15 protein-coding genes are annotated in these 15,015 nt (G+C 63.8%); 6 read left to right on the top strand and 9 right to left on the bottom strand.

Annotated elements, in window-relative coordinates; translation table 11 throughout:
* The first annotated feature begins 3 nt into the window (after positions 1–3).
* Complete coding sequence (locus QSV46_RS26410) at positions 4–1,506, top strand: sugar ABC transporter ATP-binding protein (RefSeq protein WP_314958338.1); 1,503 nt, start codon at positions 4–6, stop codon at positions 1,504–1,506.
* A 12-nt stretch (positions 1,507–1,518) separates the two neighbouring features.
* Entirely contained in the window at positions 1,519–2,547 is a 1,029-nt protein-coding gene (locus QSV46_RS26405) for an ABC transporter permease (protein ID WP_314958335.1), read from the top strand.
* A 320-nt stretch (positions 2,548–2,867) separates the two neighbouring features.
* Here QSV46_RS26405 and QSV46_RS26400 read toward each other — a convergent pair whose 3' ends face one another.
* The 3 genes from QSV46_RS26400 to QSV46_RS26390 are packed head-to-tail and all read right to left on the bottom strand — an operon-like array spanning position 2,868 to position 4,875.
* The gene (locus QSV46_RS26400) at positions 2,868–3,572 is read right to left on the bottom strand and encodes an L-2-amino-thiazoline-4-carboxylic acid hydrolase (protein WP_314958332.1); all 705 of its coding nucleotides are present in this window, start codon (positions 3,570–3,572) and stop codon (positions 2,868–2,870) included.
* 45 nt (positions 3,573–3,617) lie between these two features.
* Positions 3,618–4,004, bottom strand: coding sequence for a RidA family protein (locus QSV46_RS26395; RefSeq protein ID WP_314958330.1), 387 nt, complete (start codon positions 4,002–4,004; stop codon positions 3,618–3,620).
* 1 nt (position 4,005) lies between these two features.
* Complete coding sequence (locus QSV46_RS26390) at positions 4,006–4,875, bottom strand: VOC family protein (protein ID WP_314958327.1); 870 nt, start codon at positions 4,873–4,875, stop codon at positions 4,006–4,008.
* A 128-nt stretch (positions 4,876–5,003) separates the two neighbouring features.
* On the opposite strand from QSV46_RS26390, the gene QSV46_RS26385 reads away from it, so the two are divergent.
* Both QSV46_RS26385 and QSV46_RS26380 read left to right on the top strand, forming a co-directional pair.
* Positions 5,004–5,627: a LysR family transcriptional regulator gene (locus QSV46_RS26385; RefSeq protein ID WP_314958325.1), complete on the top strand. Its 624-nt coding sequence runs from the start codon at positions 5,004–5,006 to the stop codon at positions 5,625–5,627.
* A gap of 246 nt (positions 5,628–5,873) precedes the next feature.
* On the top strand, positions 5,874–6,569 hold the full coding sequence (locus QSV46_RS26380; RefSeq protein ID WP_314958323.1) for a hypothetical protein: 696 nt from the start codon (positions 5,874–5,876) through the stop codon (positions 6,567–6,569).
* 572 nt (positions 6,570–7,141) lie between these two features.
* Here QSV46_RS26380 and QSV46_RS26375 read toward each other — a convergent pair.
* The 6 genes from QSV46_RS26375 to mtnK form a co-directional block, all read right to left on the bottom strand.
* Positions 7,142–8,185, bottom strand: a complete 1,044-nt coding sequence (locus QSV46_RS26375; protein ID WP_314958321.1) for an oligopeptide/dipeptide ABC transporter ATP-binding protein — start codon at positions 8,183–8,185, stop codon at positions 7,142–7,144.
* Positions 8,178–9,158 carry an ABC transporter ATP-binding protein gene (locus tag QSV46_RS26370; RefSeq protein ID WP_314958319.1) on the bottom strand — a complete coding sequence of 327 codons (981 nt, stop codon included), beginning with the start codon at positions 9,156–9,158 and terminating at the stop codon, positions 8,178–8,180. The genes QSV46_RS26375 and QSV46_RS26370 overlap by 8 nt, the downstream gene beginning before the upstream one ends.
* Positions 9,155–9,976 (bottom strand): ABC transporter permease, encoded by an 822-nt coding sequence (locus QSV46_RS26365; RefSeq protein WP_314958317.1) that lies wholly within the window; start codon positions 9,974–9,976, stop codon positions 9,155–9,157. The genes QSV46_RS26370 and QSV46_RS26365 overlap by 4 nt, the downstream gene beginning before the upstream one ends.
* Positions 9,973–10,896: an ABC transporter permease gene (locus tag QSV46_RS26360; protein WP_314958636.1), complete on the bottom strand. Its 924-nt coding sequence runs from the start codon at positions 10,894–10,896 to the stop codon at positions 9,973–9,975. Before QSV46_RS26360 ends, QSV46_RS26365 begins: the two co-directional genes overlap by 4 nt.
* A 60-nt stretch (positions 10,897–10,956) precedes the next feature.
* Entirely contained in the window at positions 10,957–12,546 is a 1,590-nt protein-coding gene (locus tag QSV46_RS26355; protein ID WP_314958315.1) for an ABC transporter substrate-binding protein, read from the bottom strand.
* 132 nt (positions 12,547–12,678) lie between these two features.
* Positions 12,679–13,962 carry an S-methyl-5-thioribose kinase gene (mtnK, locus tag QSV46_RS26350; RefSeq protein ID WP_314958313.1) on the bottom strand — a complete coding sequence of 428 codons (1,284 nt, stop codon included), beginning with the start codon at positions 13,960–13,962 and terminating at the stop codon, positions 12,679–12,681.
* Positions 13,963–14,236: 274 nt separating this feature from the next.
* Between mtnK and QSV46_RS26345 the strand changes: the two genes are divergently transcribed.
* Together QSV46_RS26345 and QSV46_RS26340 are read left to right on the top strand one after the other, a co-directional pair.
* Positions 14,237–14,686, top strand: a complete 450-nt coding sequence (locus QSV46_RS26345) for a YidB family protein (protein WP_314958312.1) — start codon at positions 14,237–14,239, stop codon at positions 14,684–14,686.
* Positions 14,687–14,717: 31 nt separating this feature from the next.
* A complete protein-coding gene (locus tag QSV46_RS26340) occupies positions 14,718–14,981 on the top strand; it encodes a GlsB/YeaQ/YmgE family stress response membrane protein (RefSeq protein WP_314958310.1) in 264 nt (87 codons plus the stop codon).
* The last annotated feature ends 34 nt before the right edge of the window (positions 14,982–15,015 follow it).

The raw sequence follows: 15,015 nt of genomic DNA, 5'->3' as shown, positions 1-15,015 counted from the left end.
TCCATGCCTGAGGCTCGTCCGCCCATCCTGGAACTGCAAGGCATCACGAAGAGCTTCGGCGGCGTCGAAGCGCTTCGTGCCGTTGACTTCGCGCTTCTTCCCGGCGAGATCCACGGTCTCGTCGGCGAGAATGGCGCTGGAAAAAGCACGCTGATGAAGATCATCGCCGGCGTGCATACCGAGTTCTCCGGCCGCGTCCTGATCGACGGGAAGGAGACGCATTTCCGCTCCGCCCGCGACGCGCATGCCGCCGGCATCGCCATGGTGCATCAGGAGCTCTCTGTCGCGCCCGACCTCACGGTCGCGGAGAACGTATTCCTGGGCAACCAGCCGACCAACCGCCTTGGCCTGGTGCAGTGGCGGCGGATGGCGCGCGAGGCCGGCGAGCAGCTTGCCCGTTTCGGCATCGACGTCGATCCGATGAGCAGGCTCGGCGACCTCCCGATCGGGCTGCAGCAGTTGATCGAGATCGCGCGTGTGCTGTTCTCCGGCGCCCGTATCATCATCCTGGACGAGCCGACCTCCGCCCTCTCCCCGCCCGAGGTCGAGCGCTTGTTCGCGACGCTGCGGCGGCTACGCGAGCAAGGCACCGCCATCGTCTTCATCTCGCATTTCATCGAGGACATTCTTCGCGTGTCCGACACGGTGACGGTGTTCCGTAATGGCCGGAAGGTCGCGGAGACAGTGAGCGCCGCGACCAGCAAGGGCGCGCTGATCGAGGCCATGATCGGCCGCGGCGGCGAGGCGCTCGAGCATAGCTACACCGATGATCTGATGCTGCCTCAGCCGAGCGACGCCTCGGTGGTCCTGAGGGTCGACCAGCTCTCGCTCGCGCGCAGCCTGAAGGACATCTCCTTCGAGGCGCGCGCGGGGGAGGTGCTCGGCATCTACGGTTTCATGGGCTGCGGCCAGCAGGAGCTGTCGCGCATCCTGTTCGGCAAGCTGAAGCCGGACGGCGGCACGCTCGCCGTCGAGGGCAAGCCAAAGACCTTCGCCAGCACGGCGGCCGCGCGGCGCGCCGGCGTGGCGCTGGTGCCGGAGAGCCGGCGCGACATGCTGTTCCACCAGGAGCCGGTCTACAAGAACATCTCGATCAGCATTCTCGATCGGATCTCGGCGCTGCTGCTCAAGCCGGCGCAGGAGCGCGACATCGCAAAGCGGCAGGTCGAGCAATTGCAGATCAGGCCGCCGGTGGTCGGCCTCGATCTCGGCATGCTGTCGGGCGGCAACCAGCAGAAGGTCGCCCTCGCAAAATGGCTGACCTATCCGCCGAAACTGCTGGTGCTGTGCGAGCCGACCCGCGGCATGGATGTCGGCGCCAAGAACGACGTCATCAACATCGTCCGCGACCTCCGCGCCAAGGGGCTTGCGATCATCGTGCTGTCGACCGAGCCGGAAACGGTGCTGTCGCTGGCCGACCGCATCCTCGTGCTCAAGCGCGGCGCAGTGGTGCGGGAGTTTTCGAATGAGCCGGTCAGCAAGGACCGCCTGCTGGAAGCGGCGTGACGGAGAAGCACCATGGCGAGCAGTGAAACAGTTCCAGCGGCGGGTGCGCGGGCGCGGGGCCTCGCGCCGTTCCTGCGCTCGCAGATGCGCAACATCGCGCCGTTCCTGACGCTGATCTTCCTGTCCGGCTTCTTCGCTCTCGCCAGCCCCTCCTTTGCGACACTCGACAATCTCGGCAACATCCTGACCCAGGTGTCGGTCACGGGCATCATCGCGGTCGGCCTCACCTTCGTGATCCTGTGCGCCGAGATCGACCTCTCGATCGCCAGCATCGCCAACGTCACCGGCATCGCGGTCGCCTACTTCACGCTGCAGGACTCCTACGTCAACATCGCCAACATCCCCCTGCCCGGCGCGGTCGCGATCATCCTGTCAATCCTGCTCTGCGCGCTGCTTGGGCTCGTCAACGCGCTGGGGCTGACCGTGATCGGCATCCCCTCCTTCATCATGACGCTGGCGATGATGCAGATCGCGGCCGGCATCTCGGCGCTGCTGGTGCGCGGCCAGATCGCCTACAAGGTCCCTGGCCTGATCACGACGCTGGGCTCCGGCTCGATCGGCGGCATCCCCTGGATCGTCATCGTCGCGGCCATCATGCTGCTCTTGGGACATCTGGTGCTGACCTACACGCGCTTCGGCCGCTACGTCTACATGGTCGGCGGCAACCGCGAGGCGGCCGAATATTCCGGCCTCAACGTCAAGCTCATCCTCGGCGCGGTGATGGTGATCTCGGCGGTGTGCTCGGGCATCGGCGGCATGCTCGGCGTCGCCCATTTCGGCAGCGCGCAGCAGAACGAGTTCGACACCTACCTGCTCGACTCCATTGCCGCCGTCGTGGTCGGCGGCACCAGCCTGTTCGGCGGCCGCGGCGGCATCGGCAACACCATCGTCGGCCTGTTCGTGCTCGGCGTCCTCAACAACGGCCTCGACCACGTCAACATCGATAGTTTTTTGAAGATCCTGATCCGCGGCCTGATCCTGCTGGCGGCGCTGGTGATCAACGTCTATGCGCAGCGGCTGAGGGAGAAGGCGGTGGAGTAGCCCCCTCCAAAACAAAAACTGCGAAAACAACCCCATGCACAGTAGACGGGACCAGCAAAATCAACGGCTTGCTGCGCATGTTCTGATTTTTCGAATTCGCATTTGACGCATCGGGCAAAACAGGAGTAGGTTGTCATCATTGGCCCTGGGCGTCGGCGGGCTCAGGACCACGCCCCAGGCTCGGTCATTGCGAGCGCAGCGAAGCAATCCAGACTGCCGCCGCGGAAGGATTCTGGATTGCTTCGCTCCTCTCGCAATGACGATGTAGCGGCAAGTGAACAATCCAGGACCACCTATTTCGCAGAGTCAGCGCACGTGGATTAACTCTCCGCCTTCGCACCGCCCGGAAGCCGCGAGAACCGGAAATTGCAATGGCTCGCACCCCCCGCGAGCGTCTGTGTCCTTTCCAGGCGGATGCCTCGCGCTGCGTAGGCAACGAAATCGAGCCCGCAGATGTTCGGCAGGATTTCCTTGTCGCCATGGCGCGCCGCGAGCTTGCAGAAGCCGCAGGCCTTGTAGTTGATGCCGAATTCAAAGCTGTCTTTCGGACCCGGCTCGACAAAATCGTAGACGAAATCTTCCGGAAACTCGTTCTGATGGCCTTCAGTCACGCTTTCTGCCGCCTGCGCGCGCAGCAGGGCCTGGTTCTCCGGCGACATGAATTGACGCCCCGAGGCGAGGCGCTCCGCTTCCGGCACGGTCAGCAATTGCGCCTTGTAGGTGTCCCGCTCGATCTCGCCGATCACGGGCACCGGCACGCCGTGGCGCCGCAGCACCCGGCTGATGGCCATGAAACCCGTCAGGCGCATGAAGAAATCGCTCATGCGACTTGCCGCGCCGCCGACATAGGGCATCTGGGTGAGCACGATTTTGAATTCGTCCATCACCTCCCGCCTGATCCAGTCGATGTCAGTGAGATGCGTGCGCTCGCGCAACATCGCTTCGGCCAAATGGAGCCGATGGCGCATGGCAGCTTCCATTGCGCCGCGATGCGTTTCGTAAAAGGGATGGATGTTTTCAGCCATTGGAGACCTGATATGAGTGGGTCATTGCAAGATCGGAAGCCGGTTTCACTCCGCGGCGATCGCCTCGATCTCCAGCAGCCATTTGCCGTCGACGGTCTCGACGACCACGACCGTCAGCGCGGGCTGGTGTTCTCCGAGCATCGCGCGACGAATGGTACGGTTCGCCACGAGTTGATTGCGGTCGGTCAGGAACGTGGTGACCTTGACCAGATGCTCGACGCCAAGGCCGGCGGCGGCCAGCACCTCCTTGACGTTGCGCCAGGCCTGCTCGCATTGCGCCTCGAAGCCGTCAGGCACAGTGCCATCGGATCGCTCGGGCACCTGGCCGCTGATGAACAACAGGCGGCGATGCTGCGTCAATTCAAGTCCCATGCAGTAGCCGCCGGCGGGAGCGTGGACCGTTGCGGGATTGTGGCTGACGAGGTGAGCCATGTCAGTTTGCCTCCTGTTCGACGAATTCCAGCGCCAGACCATGCGCTGCGGCGGGTGGTACCAACAGCATGGCACCGGTCGTCTCGAAACCGACGCCGTTGTGTTTCAGCGTTCGTCTTGTCACATCCAGATCAGCGACCGCCAGACGCGCCGCGCAAAAGCGCGGCGAAGCGCTGTTCGCGAGGCCCGGTAGCCGGCGCGCCAACTCGGACGGGCCAAGCAGGGTGATCTGATCGCCGCGCTCACCAATCGTCAGCCGCCCGGGCGCAAGTTCGGCCGCGCCTTCCGTGAGGCGCTCGAGAAAGTCGCGATGGGCAGCCGGCTCCGCCGCCGACATCACCATTTCGACCACACGGAGGGCGCCGTTGGGATGACGCTGATACTGCGCCTTCCAGAACAGTTCCGGCGGGTGACGCTGCTGGCAGGTGAAGAACGCGATCCCAGGCATGGCCGGATCGGTGGCAAAGGCCAGCGAAAACGCGACGCGCGCCGTGGTGCCGTCCGGCAGCACCGCGTCACGGCCGAAATCGAATGGAGCGGAGGCGCCGATGCCATCGGCCCTGAAGCGCGCTGCATCGGCGTGGGCGTCGGTGCTGTGCAAGGCCAGCAACGACATCCCTTCGGCGCGACTAAGAAAATCGCGGTTGTGGGCCGCGAAGCTGAAGCGGCCCGGCGCGGTCGGCGGAACCAACGCATCGTGGGTGACGGCCAGCAACTCCAGGAAATTGCCGGCGAACTGCGCAAGGCGGTTGCTCGTTCCGAACGGATGCACCCCGGTCGGCGTGAGGTTGAAGCCCAGCGTCTGCCAATCCAGCGCAGCCTGTTCCAGATCGTGGACGCAAATGACGAGATGATCGATTCGGCGCGGCATGGGGTTTCTCCGGATTGCGGCCCGACCGTATCCGGCGGCATCACCGCGGCGCAAAGCATCATTCCTGCGGTTCAGCGCAAGAAAATCTATTGCAAGGCCACGGCCCGCCAGTGTCAAAGTGCGGCGCCATGACCTACGCCCTTCCCCCACTCAACGCGCTCCGCGCTTTTGAGGCCGCCGCCCGGCACCTCAGCTTCAAGCTGGCCGCCCACGAGCTGCACGTGACCCCCGCCGCGGTCGGACAGCAGGTGAAAGCGCTGGAGGCGCGCCTCGGCGTGCAGCTGTTCGAGCGGCTGCATAAGCAGCTCATCCTGACCGCGGCCGGCCAAGCCTATCTACCCGGCATCTCCGAAGGCTTTCGCCACATTGCGGAGGCGACCTCGCAATTGAAACCGGCAGGTGCGGTGCGGCTGCAATTGGGAGTCCATGGCGGCTTCGACCTGCGCCGCCTCGAATTGGAGAAGTTTCGCAACACGCATGCGGAGATCGGCTTGCGGGTGCTGCACCCGGCCGGCCTGCACGAACTGGTCGAGGGCAAGGTCGACCTGCTGATCGCCCGCGGTCTCGGCCACCATCCGGGCTATCGGTGCGACCGGATCGACGAGGGATCGGGTGTGGGCGATTGGCTAATTGCGCCTGAAGGCACCGCGGACTGCCTGGAGGTCGTCAGTTTTCGTGATTGGCTGAGTGGCCTGGCGGCAGAGAAACCGCTCGCGAGCGGCCGCCCTCGTCTGGTCGGCATCAGGCGATAGGTTCGACCGGCAATCCATAACCTTGCCGGGGCCCCGTTTGATGGGTCGGGCGAAACAGGAGCACGATCTCATCATGGCGGTTGTGGCGTCAGTGGCAGTTCCCCCTGAGGGAGTAGAGGTCCATTGTGATCTGAGGCCGGCCAAATTAGTTTTGATGCTATGTCCAAATTACCTCAGCAAGCGGATCAGGTCCGTCTAGTTGCCACCCGCCAATCCGCAGTCGGTTTACTGGAAGACCTCAGCTATATGCGGAAGATTGTCGCGACAACGGAGCCAGACCCGGCAGAGCTGAGGCGGCTGAGCGTCATCTTGCGAAAGCATCTGATCGAGAAATCCCTTATGCAGGTGGCAAGCCCTCGAATTGGACGCCTTAGACTCCAAGCCCTCGACCTTTCCAAGTTCTATTCTTACGGCCGTAAGCACCCATACAAGCTGTTTTGTGTGGCCAACGTCCAGGTGTACGGCGTCCGCATCTTTGCCATTGCAGCAACCCACGGCCCCGAACTAACTGATGCCGATGTAGATGCAAAGGTCAACCTCAGCATTGATAGCTTTTGCAAGCAGCGCGTGTTCTGCGTGGAGGGTCAACGATGGATAACCCGAGCAGACGCCATTAAATTTGTCGCCTACCTGCTTGACGGCGCTCACCCTGCTCGTCCTGCCAAAACTGAAGAGGAAGCTGTCCTCGAGTATATCCGGCGATCCATAAGGTACAGCCGCGACCCGAGCGGAAACTTGCTGGTTAATTTCAACACTACCCCTTTGACCCGACAACGTTCAGCGGAGACCTACTCGCCAACGGAATTTGATCCGACATTGGCCGAACTACTTTGCACCGCGAAACTCATCACAGAATCCGACGATGTTCGCCGCCTCGAGATATCGATACGCGAAGAGCTTGGGCTTGTCCCCGTGATTAGGTCTGCGCCGCAGCAAACTTGATCTGATGCTAACCTGAGAGGAGCGAACAGACGACCATCTCGCCATCCAGAATGGGCATCTGGAGCGGACCAGCCTCTGGGGACTTCAAAACCCGTAGTCCCGACCGAGGAAAGAGTCGAAATGACCTTATGTTTGGCGCTCATCTCCAACCGATTTTGCGTTGTCTGCGCCGACAGACGCATAACGGGGCGCAGGCGAGCTCCCTTCGAAGAGCATGACAAGACCATCATTCTCTTTGCGAGGAACGCTAGAGTGGCTGTGAATTTTTCGGGCCTTGCTCTCGCCAGCGACCCGGCAAGTGGTTTCCGTACTCACAACTGGCTAGTGCGAACGCTGCCTCCGCATTGCCGCGATGAACGCCGCTTGGTCAGCGAAAAGTGAAAAGCAGGTTGCCATACTCGTAGCGGGAATTGACGAAGTCCGCATCAACAGTCGCGCCGGGCTACCACCAGTTCGCTGTCTCAAGGAGTTTGAGCAACGGCGCCATTCCGGCGCAACAGAGAAGTCGTGATCGCTGGGGGACGAAGCGAGCAATGCGAATGCACCTCATCCGGAGCTTCGAAGCGGCCACCTCAAGGTGACGGTGATAGAGTGGCGCTCGCTGCACCAATCTCCTCACTCCGCCAACACCTCACCGAATGTCCATCGGGCCGCGTTTCCAGCACCGGCCCTGGCTCGCTCCGACACACGTCCACGGCATACCGGCAGCGCGGGCTGAACGCGCATCCGTTCGGCGGATTAAGCGGGTTGGGAAGATCGCCCCCTGTCGTCGCGAGCGGAGCATGGCGCAGCGGATCGGGGATGGCTGCGATCAGGGCCTGCGTATAGGGATGCGCGGGACGTTCGAAGATTTCGCGCCAGTCGCCGTTTTCGACGATGCGGCCGAGATACATCACGGCGACCTTGTCGCTCATGTGCTCGACCACGCCGAGGTCGTGGCTGATCATGATGTAGGAGAGACCGAGCGTGTCCTTCAGTTCCAGCAGCAGGTTGATGATCTGGGCGCGGATCGAGACGTCGAGCGCCGACACCGGCTCGTCGCAGATGACGATTTTGGGGTTGAGGATCAGGGCGCGGGCAATGCCGATACGCTGGCGCTGGCCGCCGGAGAATTCATGCGGGTAGCGATCGGCCTGCTCCGGCCGCAGGCCGACATGCCGCAGCATGGTCGCGACGCGATCCTCGATCTCGCTCTTCGCGGTTACGCCGTGCACGCGCAGGGGATCCTCCAGCGTGCGGCGAACGGTCTGGCGTGGATTGAGCGAGGCGTAAGGGTCCTGAAACACGATCTGCACGGTGCGGGCCAGGGCCTTGCGATCGCCGGACGACCTGTTCGTCACGACCTGCCCGTCCAGCACGACGCGGCCGCGCGTCGGCGTCAGCAGGCCGAGGATCGACAAGGCCACCGTCGACTTGCCGGAGCCGGACTCGCCGACAAGGCCGAGGCATTCGCCGCGCTTCAGGGTGAGATCGACACCATCCACGGCGCGGAGAACCCGCCGGCCGCGGCCCAGCAGGCCGCCGCCCATCGGGAAATGAACCGCGAGATCCTCGACGCTGAGAATGACGTCGTCGTCTCGGCTCGCCTTATCGAGCCTGTCTTGCGGCTTATGCATGGTGGTGACACCTCACCAAGCCGCCCGCCTCCAGCAAATCCGTCGCCGGCGCGACGGTCCGGCAGATCTCGGTCGCCTGCGCGCAGCGCGGGTTAAACCGGCAGCCATCGGGGAAATTCGTGATCGCCGGGACGACGCCCGCGATCTCCTTCAGCCGGTTGCGGCCAAGCGCGGCGCGGCTGCCGAGCCGTGGCAGCGAATCGACGAGGCCCTGCGTATAGGGATGCGCCGGCGCGCGGAAAATATCGGCCGAGCCGCGCTCCTCGACGATGCGCCCGGCATACATGACGGCAACGCGCCGGCAGACATTGGCGACGAGGCCGAGGTCGTGGCTGATCATCAGGATCGCCGTGCCCCGCTCGGCGCAGAGATTGCGCATCAGCTCGATGATCTCGGCCTGCACGGTGACGTCCAGCGCGGTGGTCGGCTCGTCGGCGATCAGAAGATCCGGACCGCAGGCGAGCGCGATGGCGATCATCACGCGCTGGCGCATACCGCCGGACAGCTGATGCGGGTAATCCTTGACGCGCCGCTCGGGCGCGGGGACGCGGACGCTCGCCAGTGCCTCGACTGCCAGCCGGTTGGCTTCCCGCCAGCTCTTGCCCTTGTGCAGCACGAACATCTCGGCGATCTGCCGGCCCACCGGCGAGACCGGGTTCAGCGCCGTCATCGGCTCCTGGAAGATCATGGCGATGCGATTGCCGCGCAGCTGGCGCTGTTTGGCCGCCGAAAGATGCTGGATCTCCCGCCCCTCGAACCGGATGACGCCGCCACCGATCGACAGCGGCGGCCGCAACAGGCCGATCAAGGCGAGGGCCGTGATGCTCTTGCCGCAGCCGGATTCGCCGACCAGGCCGAAGGTCTCGCCGCGATCGATGCGGAACGAAATGCCCTCGGCCGCCGCAACGCGCCGCGATCCATCGTCGAGATCGATGCGCAAATCCTCCACTTCGATCAGCGGCGCGGCCGTCATGTCCGCCGGCTCCGCGATTGTGGATCGAGGATGTCGCGCAGGCCGTCGCCGAGAAGATTGAGGCCGAGCACCGTCAGGAAGATGGCAAGGCCCGGAAAGATCGAGAGCCATGGCGCTGTCGTGATCTGGTCGCGGGCATCCGACAGCATGCTGCCCCAGCTTGGAAACGGCGGACGGACGCCGAGGCCGAGGAACGACAACGCGGCTTCGGACAAGACCGCGCTGCCCATGCCGAGCGTCCCGATGACCACGATCGGCCCCAGCATGTTCGGCAGCAACTGCGTGATCATGATGCGCAGATCGCCATAGCCGAGCACGGTCGCGGCCTGCACATAGCCCTGGCTCCTGAGCGACAGCGCCGAGGCCCGTGCGATCCGGCAGGTGAAGGACCAGTTGGTCAAGCCGAGCGCGATCAGCAGGCTGGTCAGCCCGGGTCCCAACACCGCCATGATGGCGAGGGCGAAGATCAGCGAGGGGATCGCAAGCATGAGATTGGTGAGCCCGTTGACGACATCGTCCCACCAGCCGCCGAAATAGCCGGCGCTCAGGCCGAGCGCGACGCCGATGACGCTGTTGATGAGCTGCGAGACGATGCCGACCGTCAGCGAGACGCGGGCGCCGTAGACGACGCGGGAATAGATGTCGCGGCCCTGGTCGTCGGTGCCGAACCACCAGGTCCAGCTCGGAGGCTCTTCCGCGTTCAAGAGATTGGCGTCCAGGACAGGATCGGTGTGCGCCAGCCAGGGCGCCAGCAGACCGACCAGGATCGCAAGCGCGAACAACGCGCCGCCGATGATGAGATTGGCGCGGAGCTTCATGCGTATCTGATCCTGGGATCGATCACGCCGTAGAGCAAATCGATCAGCAGATTGATCGCGAGAAAGGACAGCACCACCACGAGAATGGAGCCCTGGACGGCCGGAATGTCGCGTTGCAGGACGCTGTCGACCAGCAGCGAGCCGATGCCCGGCCAGGAGAACAGTTTCTCGACCACGACCGCCTGCCCCATCAGCGCGCCGAACTGCAGCCCGACGGTGGTGAGAATGATGACGAGCGCGTTGCGAATCACGTGCCACTTCACGACCCTGGTCTCGCTCATGCCCTTCGAGCGCGCGGTGCGGACGAAATCAGCCGTCATGATCTCGAGAACGGCGGCGCGCGTGGTCCGGGCGAACAGCGCCATCGGCGAGACGCCGAGCGTCACGGCCGGCAGGATCAAATATTTCAGTCCGCCGTCGCCATAGCCGAAACTCGGCAGCCAGCCGAGCTTCAACGCAAAGAAGTACATCAGCACCAGTCCGAGCCAGAATTTGGCGATCGAAAGCCCCGAGACCGCCACGACCATTGCAAGCGTATCAACAATGCCGCCGGGCTTCAGCGCGGCGATGAAACCCAAGGGAACACCGATCACGACGGAAAGCGCCATGGCGGCGACGATGAGTTGCAGCGTCGGCCACATACGTTTGGCGATCATGGTCGTAACAGGCTCGCGGGTCCGGAACGAGGTCCCGAAATCGCCGGTGGCGAGCTTGGCGATGTAGGTGCCGAAGCGGACATAGACGGGATCGTCGAGGCCGAGCTGCTTCTTCATGCGCAACTCGACCTGGGGATCGGCATCGTCGCTCATGGACGAGACGATGCTGCCGGGAACGACGCTGAACAGCACGAACACCAGAGCTACGACGGCGAGCACGGTCGGAATGGTTTGCAGGAGCCGGCGGAACAGGAAGGAGAGCATCGTCACTTTTCCTCTCTCCCTCCAGCGCTGGTCGCGATGGAGGGAGCGCGACAGCGCGCATCACTTCGCGGGCGAGGTCTCGTCGACCCAGAGGTCCTCGACATTCTGATGGGTCAGCTCGGTCGCGTTCAGCTGAATCCCCTTGAGCCAGGGCTGCACGGCCATGACCGCCTTGTTGTAGTTGAAGAACCAGACCGGCGCCTCCTCATAGAGCAGCGCATTAGCCCTCTGCAGCAGTTGAGTACGCTTCGCGGGGTCGTCGGCCTGACCGGCCTCGTCGATCAGCTTGTCGAACTCGGCATTCCTGTAGTTCATGTAGTTGCAGGCCGATTGCGGCGTCGCCGAGTGGAAGCATTTGAGCGCGGCCTGGGGATCCGGGCCGGTCGCCTGGGAATAGATGAAGGCCTGGTAGTCGCCGCTGCGCACCACCTCCGCCAGCACCGCGGTCTCGACCTGCTTGACCTTGGCCTTGATGCCGACCTTGTCGAGCATCGGGATGACGGCCGAGACGATCGGCAAGCCCCAGCTTTCATTCTGGCTGGTGGTCCATTCGAATTCGAAGCCTTGGGGATAGCCGGCCTCCGCGAGCAGCTGCTTGGCCTTGGCGGGATCGAAGGCGTAGGGCTTCATGGCCTTGTCGTAGGCGGGCGAGGTCAGCGGCAGCCATCCGGTGGCGCGATAGGCCTTGCCCTTGACCAGCTTGTTGATGATCAGGTCGGTGTCGATCGCGTAGTTGATCGCCTGCCGGACGCGTTTATCGGCGAACGGCTTGAACGCGGGATTCATCCCCATGTAGCGGGTGAAGACCTCGGCGACTTCGACGACGGTGCCCTTGAGGTCGGCATCGTTCTGATAGGCGACATATTGCGCGGGGCCGAGCACCGAGGTGTCGATCTCCTTGTTGCGGAAGGCGACGTCGCGTGCCGCGGCCTCGCCCATGACGGACACAATGATCTTGTCGGCGTACGGCTTGCCGGGCTTGTAGAACCGGTCCCACCGCTCCAGCACAATGCGCGATCCCGGCACGTGCTCGACGAATTTGAACGGACCGAGACCGATCGGCTTCTGGAGAAAGCTCTCCTTGGCGGCTTCGTCGGCGGGATAGATCGAGGTCAGTGCGTTCCAGAGGTAGAAACCTGGGTCCACTTTCTCGGTCAGCTTGATCTCGACGGTGAAGTCGTCGATCTTTTTCAGGCCGGAAATCTCCTTGGCCTGGCCCTTCTCGACCGCAGCCGCGCCCTCGATCACCCGGACATAACGCGCGCCGGGATAGGCCTTGGTGCCGTCCATGATGCGGTTGTAGGACCAGATGACGTCGTCGGCCGTCATCTTGCGGCCGTTGTGGAAATAGGCGTCGTCGCGCAGCTTGAAGGTGTGAACGAGGCCACCGCCGGAAACGACGTCCTCCTTGGCAAGCTCCAGCACCGGTTTTCCTTCCGCGGAATTCCAGATGTAGAGCGAGCGGTGCAGGCCCTTGGCGTAGATCTCGTCCTGGGCCCGCTGGGTGGTGTGAATGTCCAGACTGGTGAAACTCGAGCCGTAGGGCGCGGTCATGCGGATGGTTCCGCCCTTGCGCGGTGTCTGGGCCTCCGCCGTGGCGGCAAGCGCCAGTCCCAAACCGGCGACGATCGCAATCATCCTGAACTTCATGGTCCCTCCGACGATGCAGGCGCGTTCCGATCAGTGAGTTGACCATTCGCGGCACGTCGAATGCAAGCGCCTTGAAGCGGTTGACATATGCGCGCGTTGCACTTGGGCCCCCGCGATTTGCGAGGACGCGGCCTAGAACTCCGGCCGCCAGTCCCGCAGCTTCCGCGCGGCAGCGGTGACGTCGGCGATGGCGGGAAATGCCGCCGTCTCCACCATCATCGCGCTTGCCAGCCGCACCGCGCGCGCCTCGCTGACCGCCCGCCTCTGCGGATCCTCGATCAGCTCGAAATCGATGTTGTGGGCCAGGCCGACGACGCGGCGGATGGTCTTTGCGGCGGCGAAGCCGACCGTGTCGGCGAACAGCCGCTGCATGTAGGCCAGCCGTTCGGCCTCCAGCCGCGCGGCGCCCTGCTCGCCGGCGAAGAGCGAGACCGGATAGGCATCGCCCGCCGCGCCCGCGCGCCAGAGCTCGAGGAATTTGCGGGCGAACTCGTTCCAGACGTTCTCGACCGTCTCCAGCACCCAGGCCTCGAACGCCCGCCGCTCGCCCGGCAAGCCCTCGTGACCCGCCGAGGCGAAATAGGCCATCAGCAGGTTCGCCAGCACCGCGCCGACGTCGAATCCCATCGGGCCGTAGAAGGCGAATTCCGGGTCGATCACCCGCGTCTGGCTGTCGGTCACCATGATCGATCCGGTGTGGAGATCGCCATGGATCAACGCCTCCGGGCTTGCCATGAATTTCAGCTTCAGCCGGGAGATCGCGACATGCAGGTCCATGTCCGCGCGCAAGTCAGCGGCCAGACCGTCGAGATAAGGCGCGGTCCAGCGGTTCTGCTCGGCGATGCGGTAGGGATCGGTGAAGATCAGATCCTCGGTGATCTTGCACAGCGCGTGGTTGCCGGCGAAGGCGGCGATGCCCTGCTTCTTCTCGGCGGCGGAGAGCGCGAGATCGGAGGTGAAGAACAGGGTCCGCGCCATGAAGGTGGTGATGTCGCTGGCGAAGCGCGGATATTGCGTGCCCGCGACCAGCCCCTTGCGCATGATGATGTGGGGCTCGAGCAGCTCCATCACCGTCAGCGCCAGCGCTTCGTTGTGGTGCAGCAGCGCCGGCACGAGACCGGGCGCGAGCTCGGCCTGGCGGGACAGAGCCAGATATTCGTAATAGGCCCGCGACAGCGGCAACGGCCAGCTCTCGCCGACCAGGCGGACATAGGGCAGCGCCTGCTTCACGGCGACGCCGCCACTCGCGCCCTTCACGATGAAGACGAGATTGAGGTTGCCGTCGCCGACCTCGTTGATCGACCACGCGGCGGGATCGCCGCCAAGGATCGCCCCAAGGTCCGACAAGCCCGCGAGATAGTCCCGCAGGGCCGCCTCATGCAGAATCCGATAGTCCCCTGCCCGGTCCCCGGTCATGACGATCCCGCCCGAAGTATAGGCCGGCTCGTTTCTCCCGCGCCTGGAAGCTCGAGCCGATCCCGGCCATTCTTTTGATCGGATCGTAATCGCAATCGACGCGGTCCGCCACCCGGTGCGTACGGTCATGTCGACGAACGGGGACGTGGGCGCAAGGGCTCTGTGTCAATCGACCAAGCTGGGACGCTTGGTCGCGAGTCCGACGATTCGCCTATTTGGGAACACAAGCGGGCTTAAACAGTTTTGTGTTTCTGACGTTTTGAAGGAGCTGCCGATGAGCCGCGGAATGCCTTCCATGACTGCACTTCTGGCGATGCTGGCCATTGCCGGATATCAGAACCGCGACAAATTGGCTGAGCTGCTGAAAGGGGCGAGCGGCGGCTCGTCCGCGGACGCTCAGCAGCCGCTTGGGGGCGTGCTCGGCAATCTGGGCGGCGTGCTCGGCGCCGGCGGAATCGGCGGCCTGCTCAATGGCGGCATTGGCGAACTTTTGGAGAGGTTCAACCAAAATGGGCAGGGCGAGGTAGCGGATTCGTGGGTGAAGCCCGGGCCCAACAAGGAGATCTCCTCGCCGGAGCTCAAACAAGCCATCGGCAGCGACGTGCTGGAGAAGCTCGCACAGCAGACCGGGCTTTCTCAAGACGAGATCGTCACGCGGCTCTCCCGTGAGCTTCCTTCCGCAATCGACAAATACACGCCGGATGGGCGCCTGCCCGAGGCATAGCTGCACGGCTCAACTCAGAAGAGGTATACACATGAGCCTTATCTGGACCATCATCATCGGCTTCCTCGCCGGCGTGATCGCCAAGTTCGTCATGCCGGGCGACAATGAACCTTCCGGCTTCATCCTGACGACCATCCTCGGCATCGTCGGCGCCTTCGTCGCCTCCTACCTCGGCCAAGCGCTGGGCTGGTATCGCCCTGGCGAAGGGGCAGGCCTGATCGGTGCGGTGGTCGGCGCGATCATCGTGCTGTTTGTTTACGGTCTCATCGCTGGCCGGCAACGCCGGGCGATCTGAATTCGTGCCGGAGCCGCCGGAAGGCTCGCAGCGG

It is taken from the genome of Bradyrhizobium cosmicum (assembly GCF_032290525.1).
GTDB classification, from domain to species: domain Bacteria; phylum Pseudomonadota; class Alphaproteobacteria; order Rhizobiales; family Xanthobacteraceae; genus Bradyrhizobium; species Bradyrhizobium cosmicum_A.
This window is presented reverse-complemented; position numbering and strand designations above follow the sequence as displayed.

Excerpts from the sequence above, each read along its gene's own strand:
- QSV46_RS26395 (WP_314958330.1), bottom strand. The coding sequence starts at position 4,004 with ATGGCTCACCTCGTCAGCCACAATCCCGCAACGGTCCACGCTCCCGCC.
- QSV46_RS26410 (WP_314958338.1), top strand. The coding sequence starts at position 4 with ATGCCTGAGGCTCGTCCGCCCATCCTGGAACTGCAAGGCATCACGAAG.
- QSV46_RS26375 (WP_314958321.1), bottom strand. The coding sequence starts at position 8,185 with ATGCATAAGCCGCAAGACAGGCTCGATAAGGCGAGCCGAGACGACGAC.
- QSV46_RS26400 (WP_314958332.1), bottom strand. The coding sequence starts at position 3,572 with ATGGCTGAAAACATCCATCCCTTTTACGAAACGCATCGCGGCGCAATG.
- QSV46_RS26340 (WP_314958310.1), top strand. The coding sequence starts at position 14,718 with ATGAGCCTTATCTGGACCATCATCATCGGCTTCCTCGCCGGCGTGATC.
- QSV46_RS26385 (WP_314958325.1), top strand. The coding sequence starts at position 5,004 with ATGACCTACGCCCTTCCCCCACTCAACGCGCTCCGCGCTTTTGAGGCC.
- mtnK (WP_314958313.1), bottom strand. The coding sequence starts at position 13,962 with ATGACCGGGGACCGGGCAGGGGACTATCGGATTCTGCATGAGGCGGCC.
- QSV46_RS26355 (WP_314958315.1), bottom strand. The coding sequence starts at position 12,546 with ATGAAGTTCAGGATGATTGCGATCGTCGCCGGTTTGGGACTGGCGCTT.
- QSV46_RS26345 (WP_314958312.1), top strand. The coding sequence starts at position 14,237 with ATGAGCCGCGGAATGCCTTCCATGACTGCACTTCTGGCGATGCTGGCC.
- QSV46_RS26390 (WP_314958327.1), bottom strand. The coding sequence starts at position 4,875 with ATGCCGCGCCGAATCGATCATCTCGTCATTTGCGTCCACGATCTGGAA.
- QSV46_RS26380 (WP_314958323.1), top strand. The coding sequence starts at position 5,874 with ATGCGGAAGATTGTCGCGACAACGGAGCCAGACCCGGCAGAGCTGAGG.
- QSV46_RS26370 (WP_314958319.1), bottom strand. The coding sequence starts at position 9,158 with ATGACGGCCGCGCCGCTGATCGAAGTGGAGGATTTGCGCATCGATCTC.
- QSV46_RS26405 (WP_314958335.1), top strand. The coding sequence starts at position 1,519 with ATGGCGAGCAGTGAAACAGTTCCAGCGGCGGGTGCGCGGGCGCGGGGC.
- QSV46_RS26360 (WP_314958636.1), bottom strand. The coding sequence starts at position 10,896 with ATGCTCTCCTTCCTGTTCCGCCGGCTCCTGCAAACCATTCCGACCGTG.
- QSV46_RS26365 (WP_314958317.1), bottom strand. The coding sequence starts at position 9,976 with ATGAAGCTCCGCGCCAATCTCATCATCGGCGGCGCGTTGTTCGCGCTT.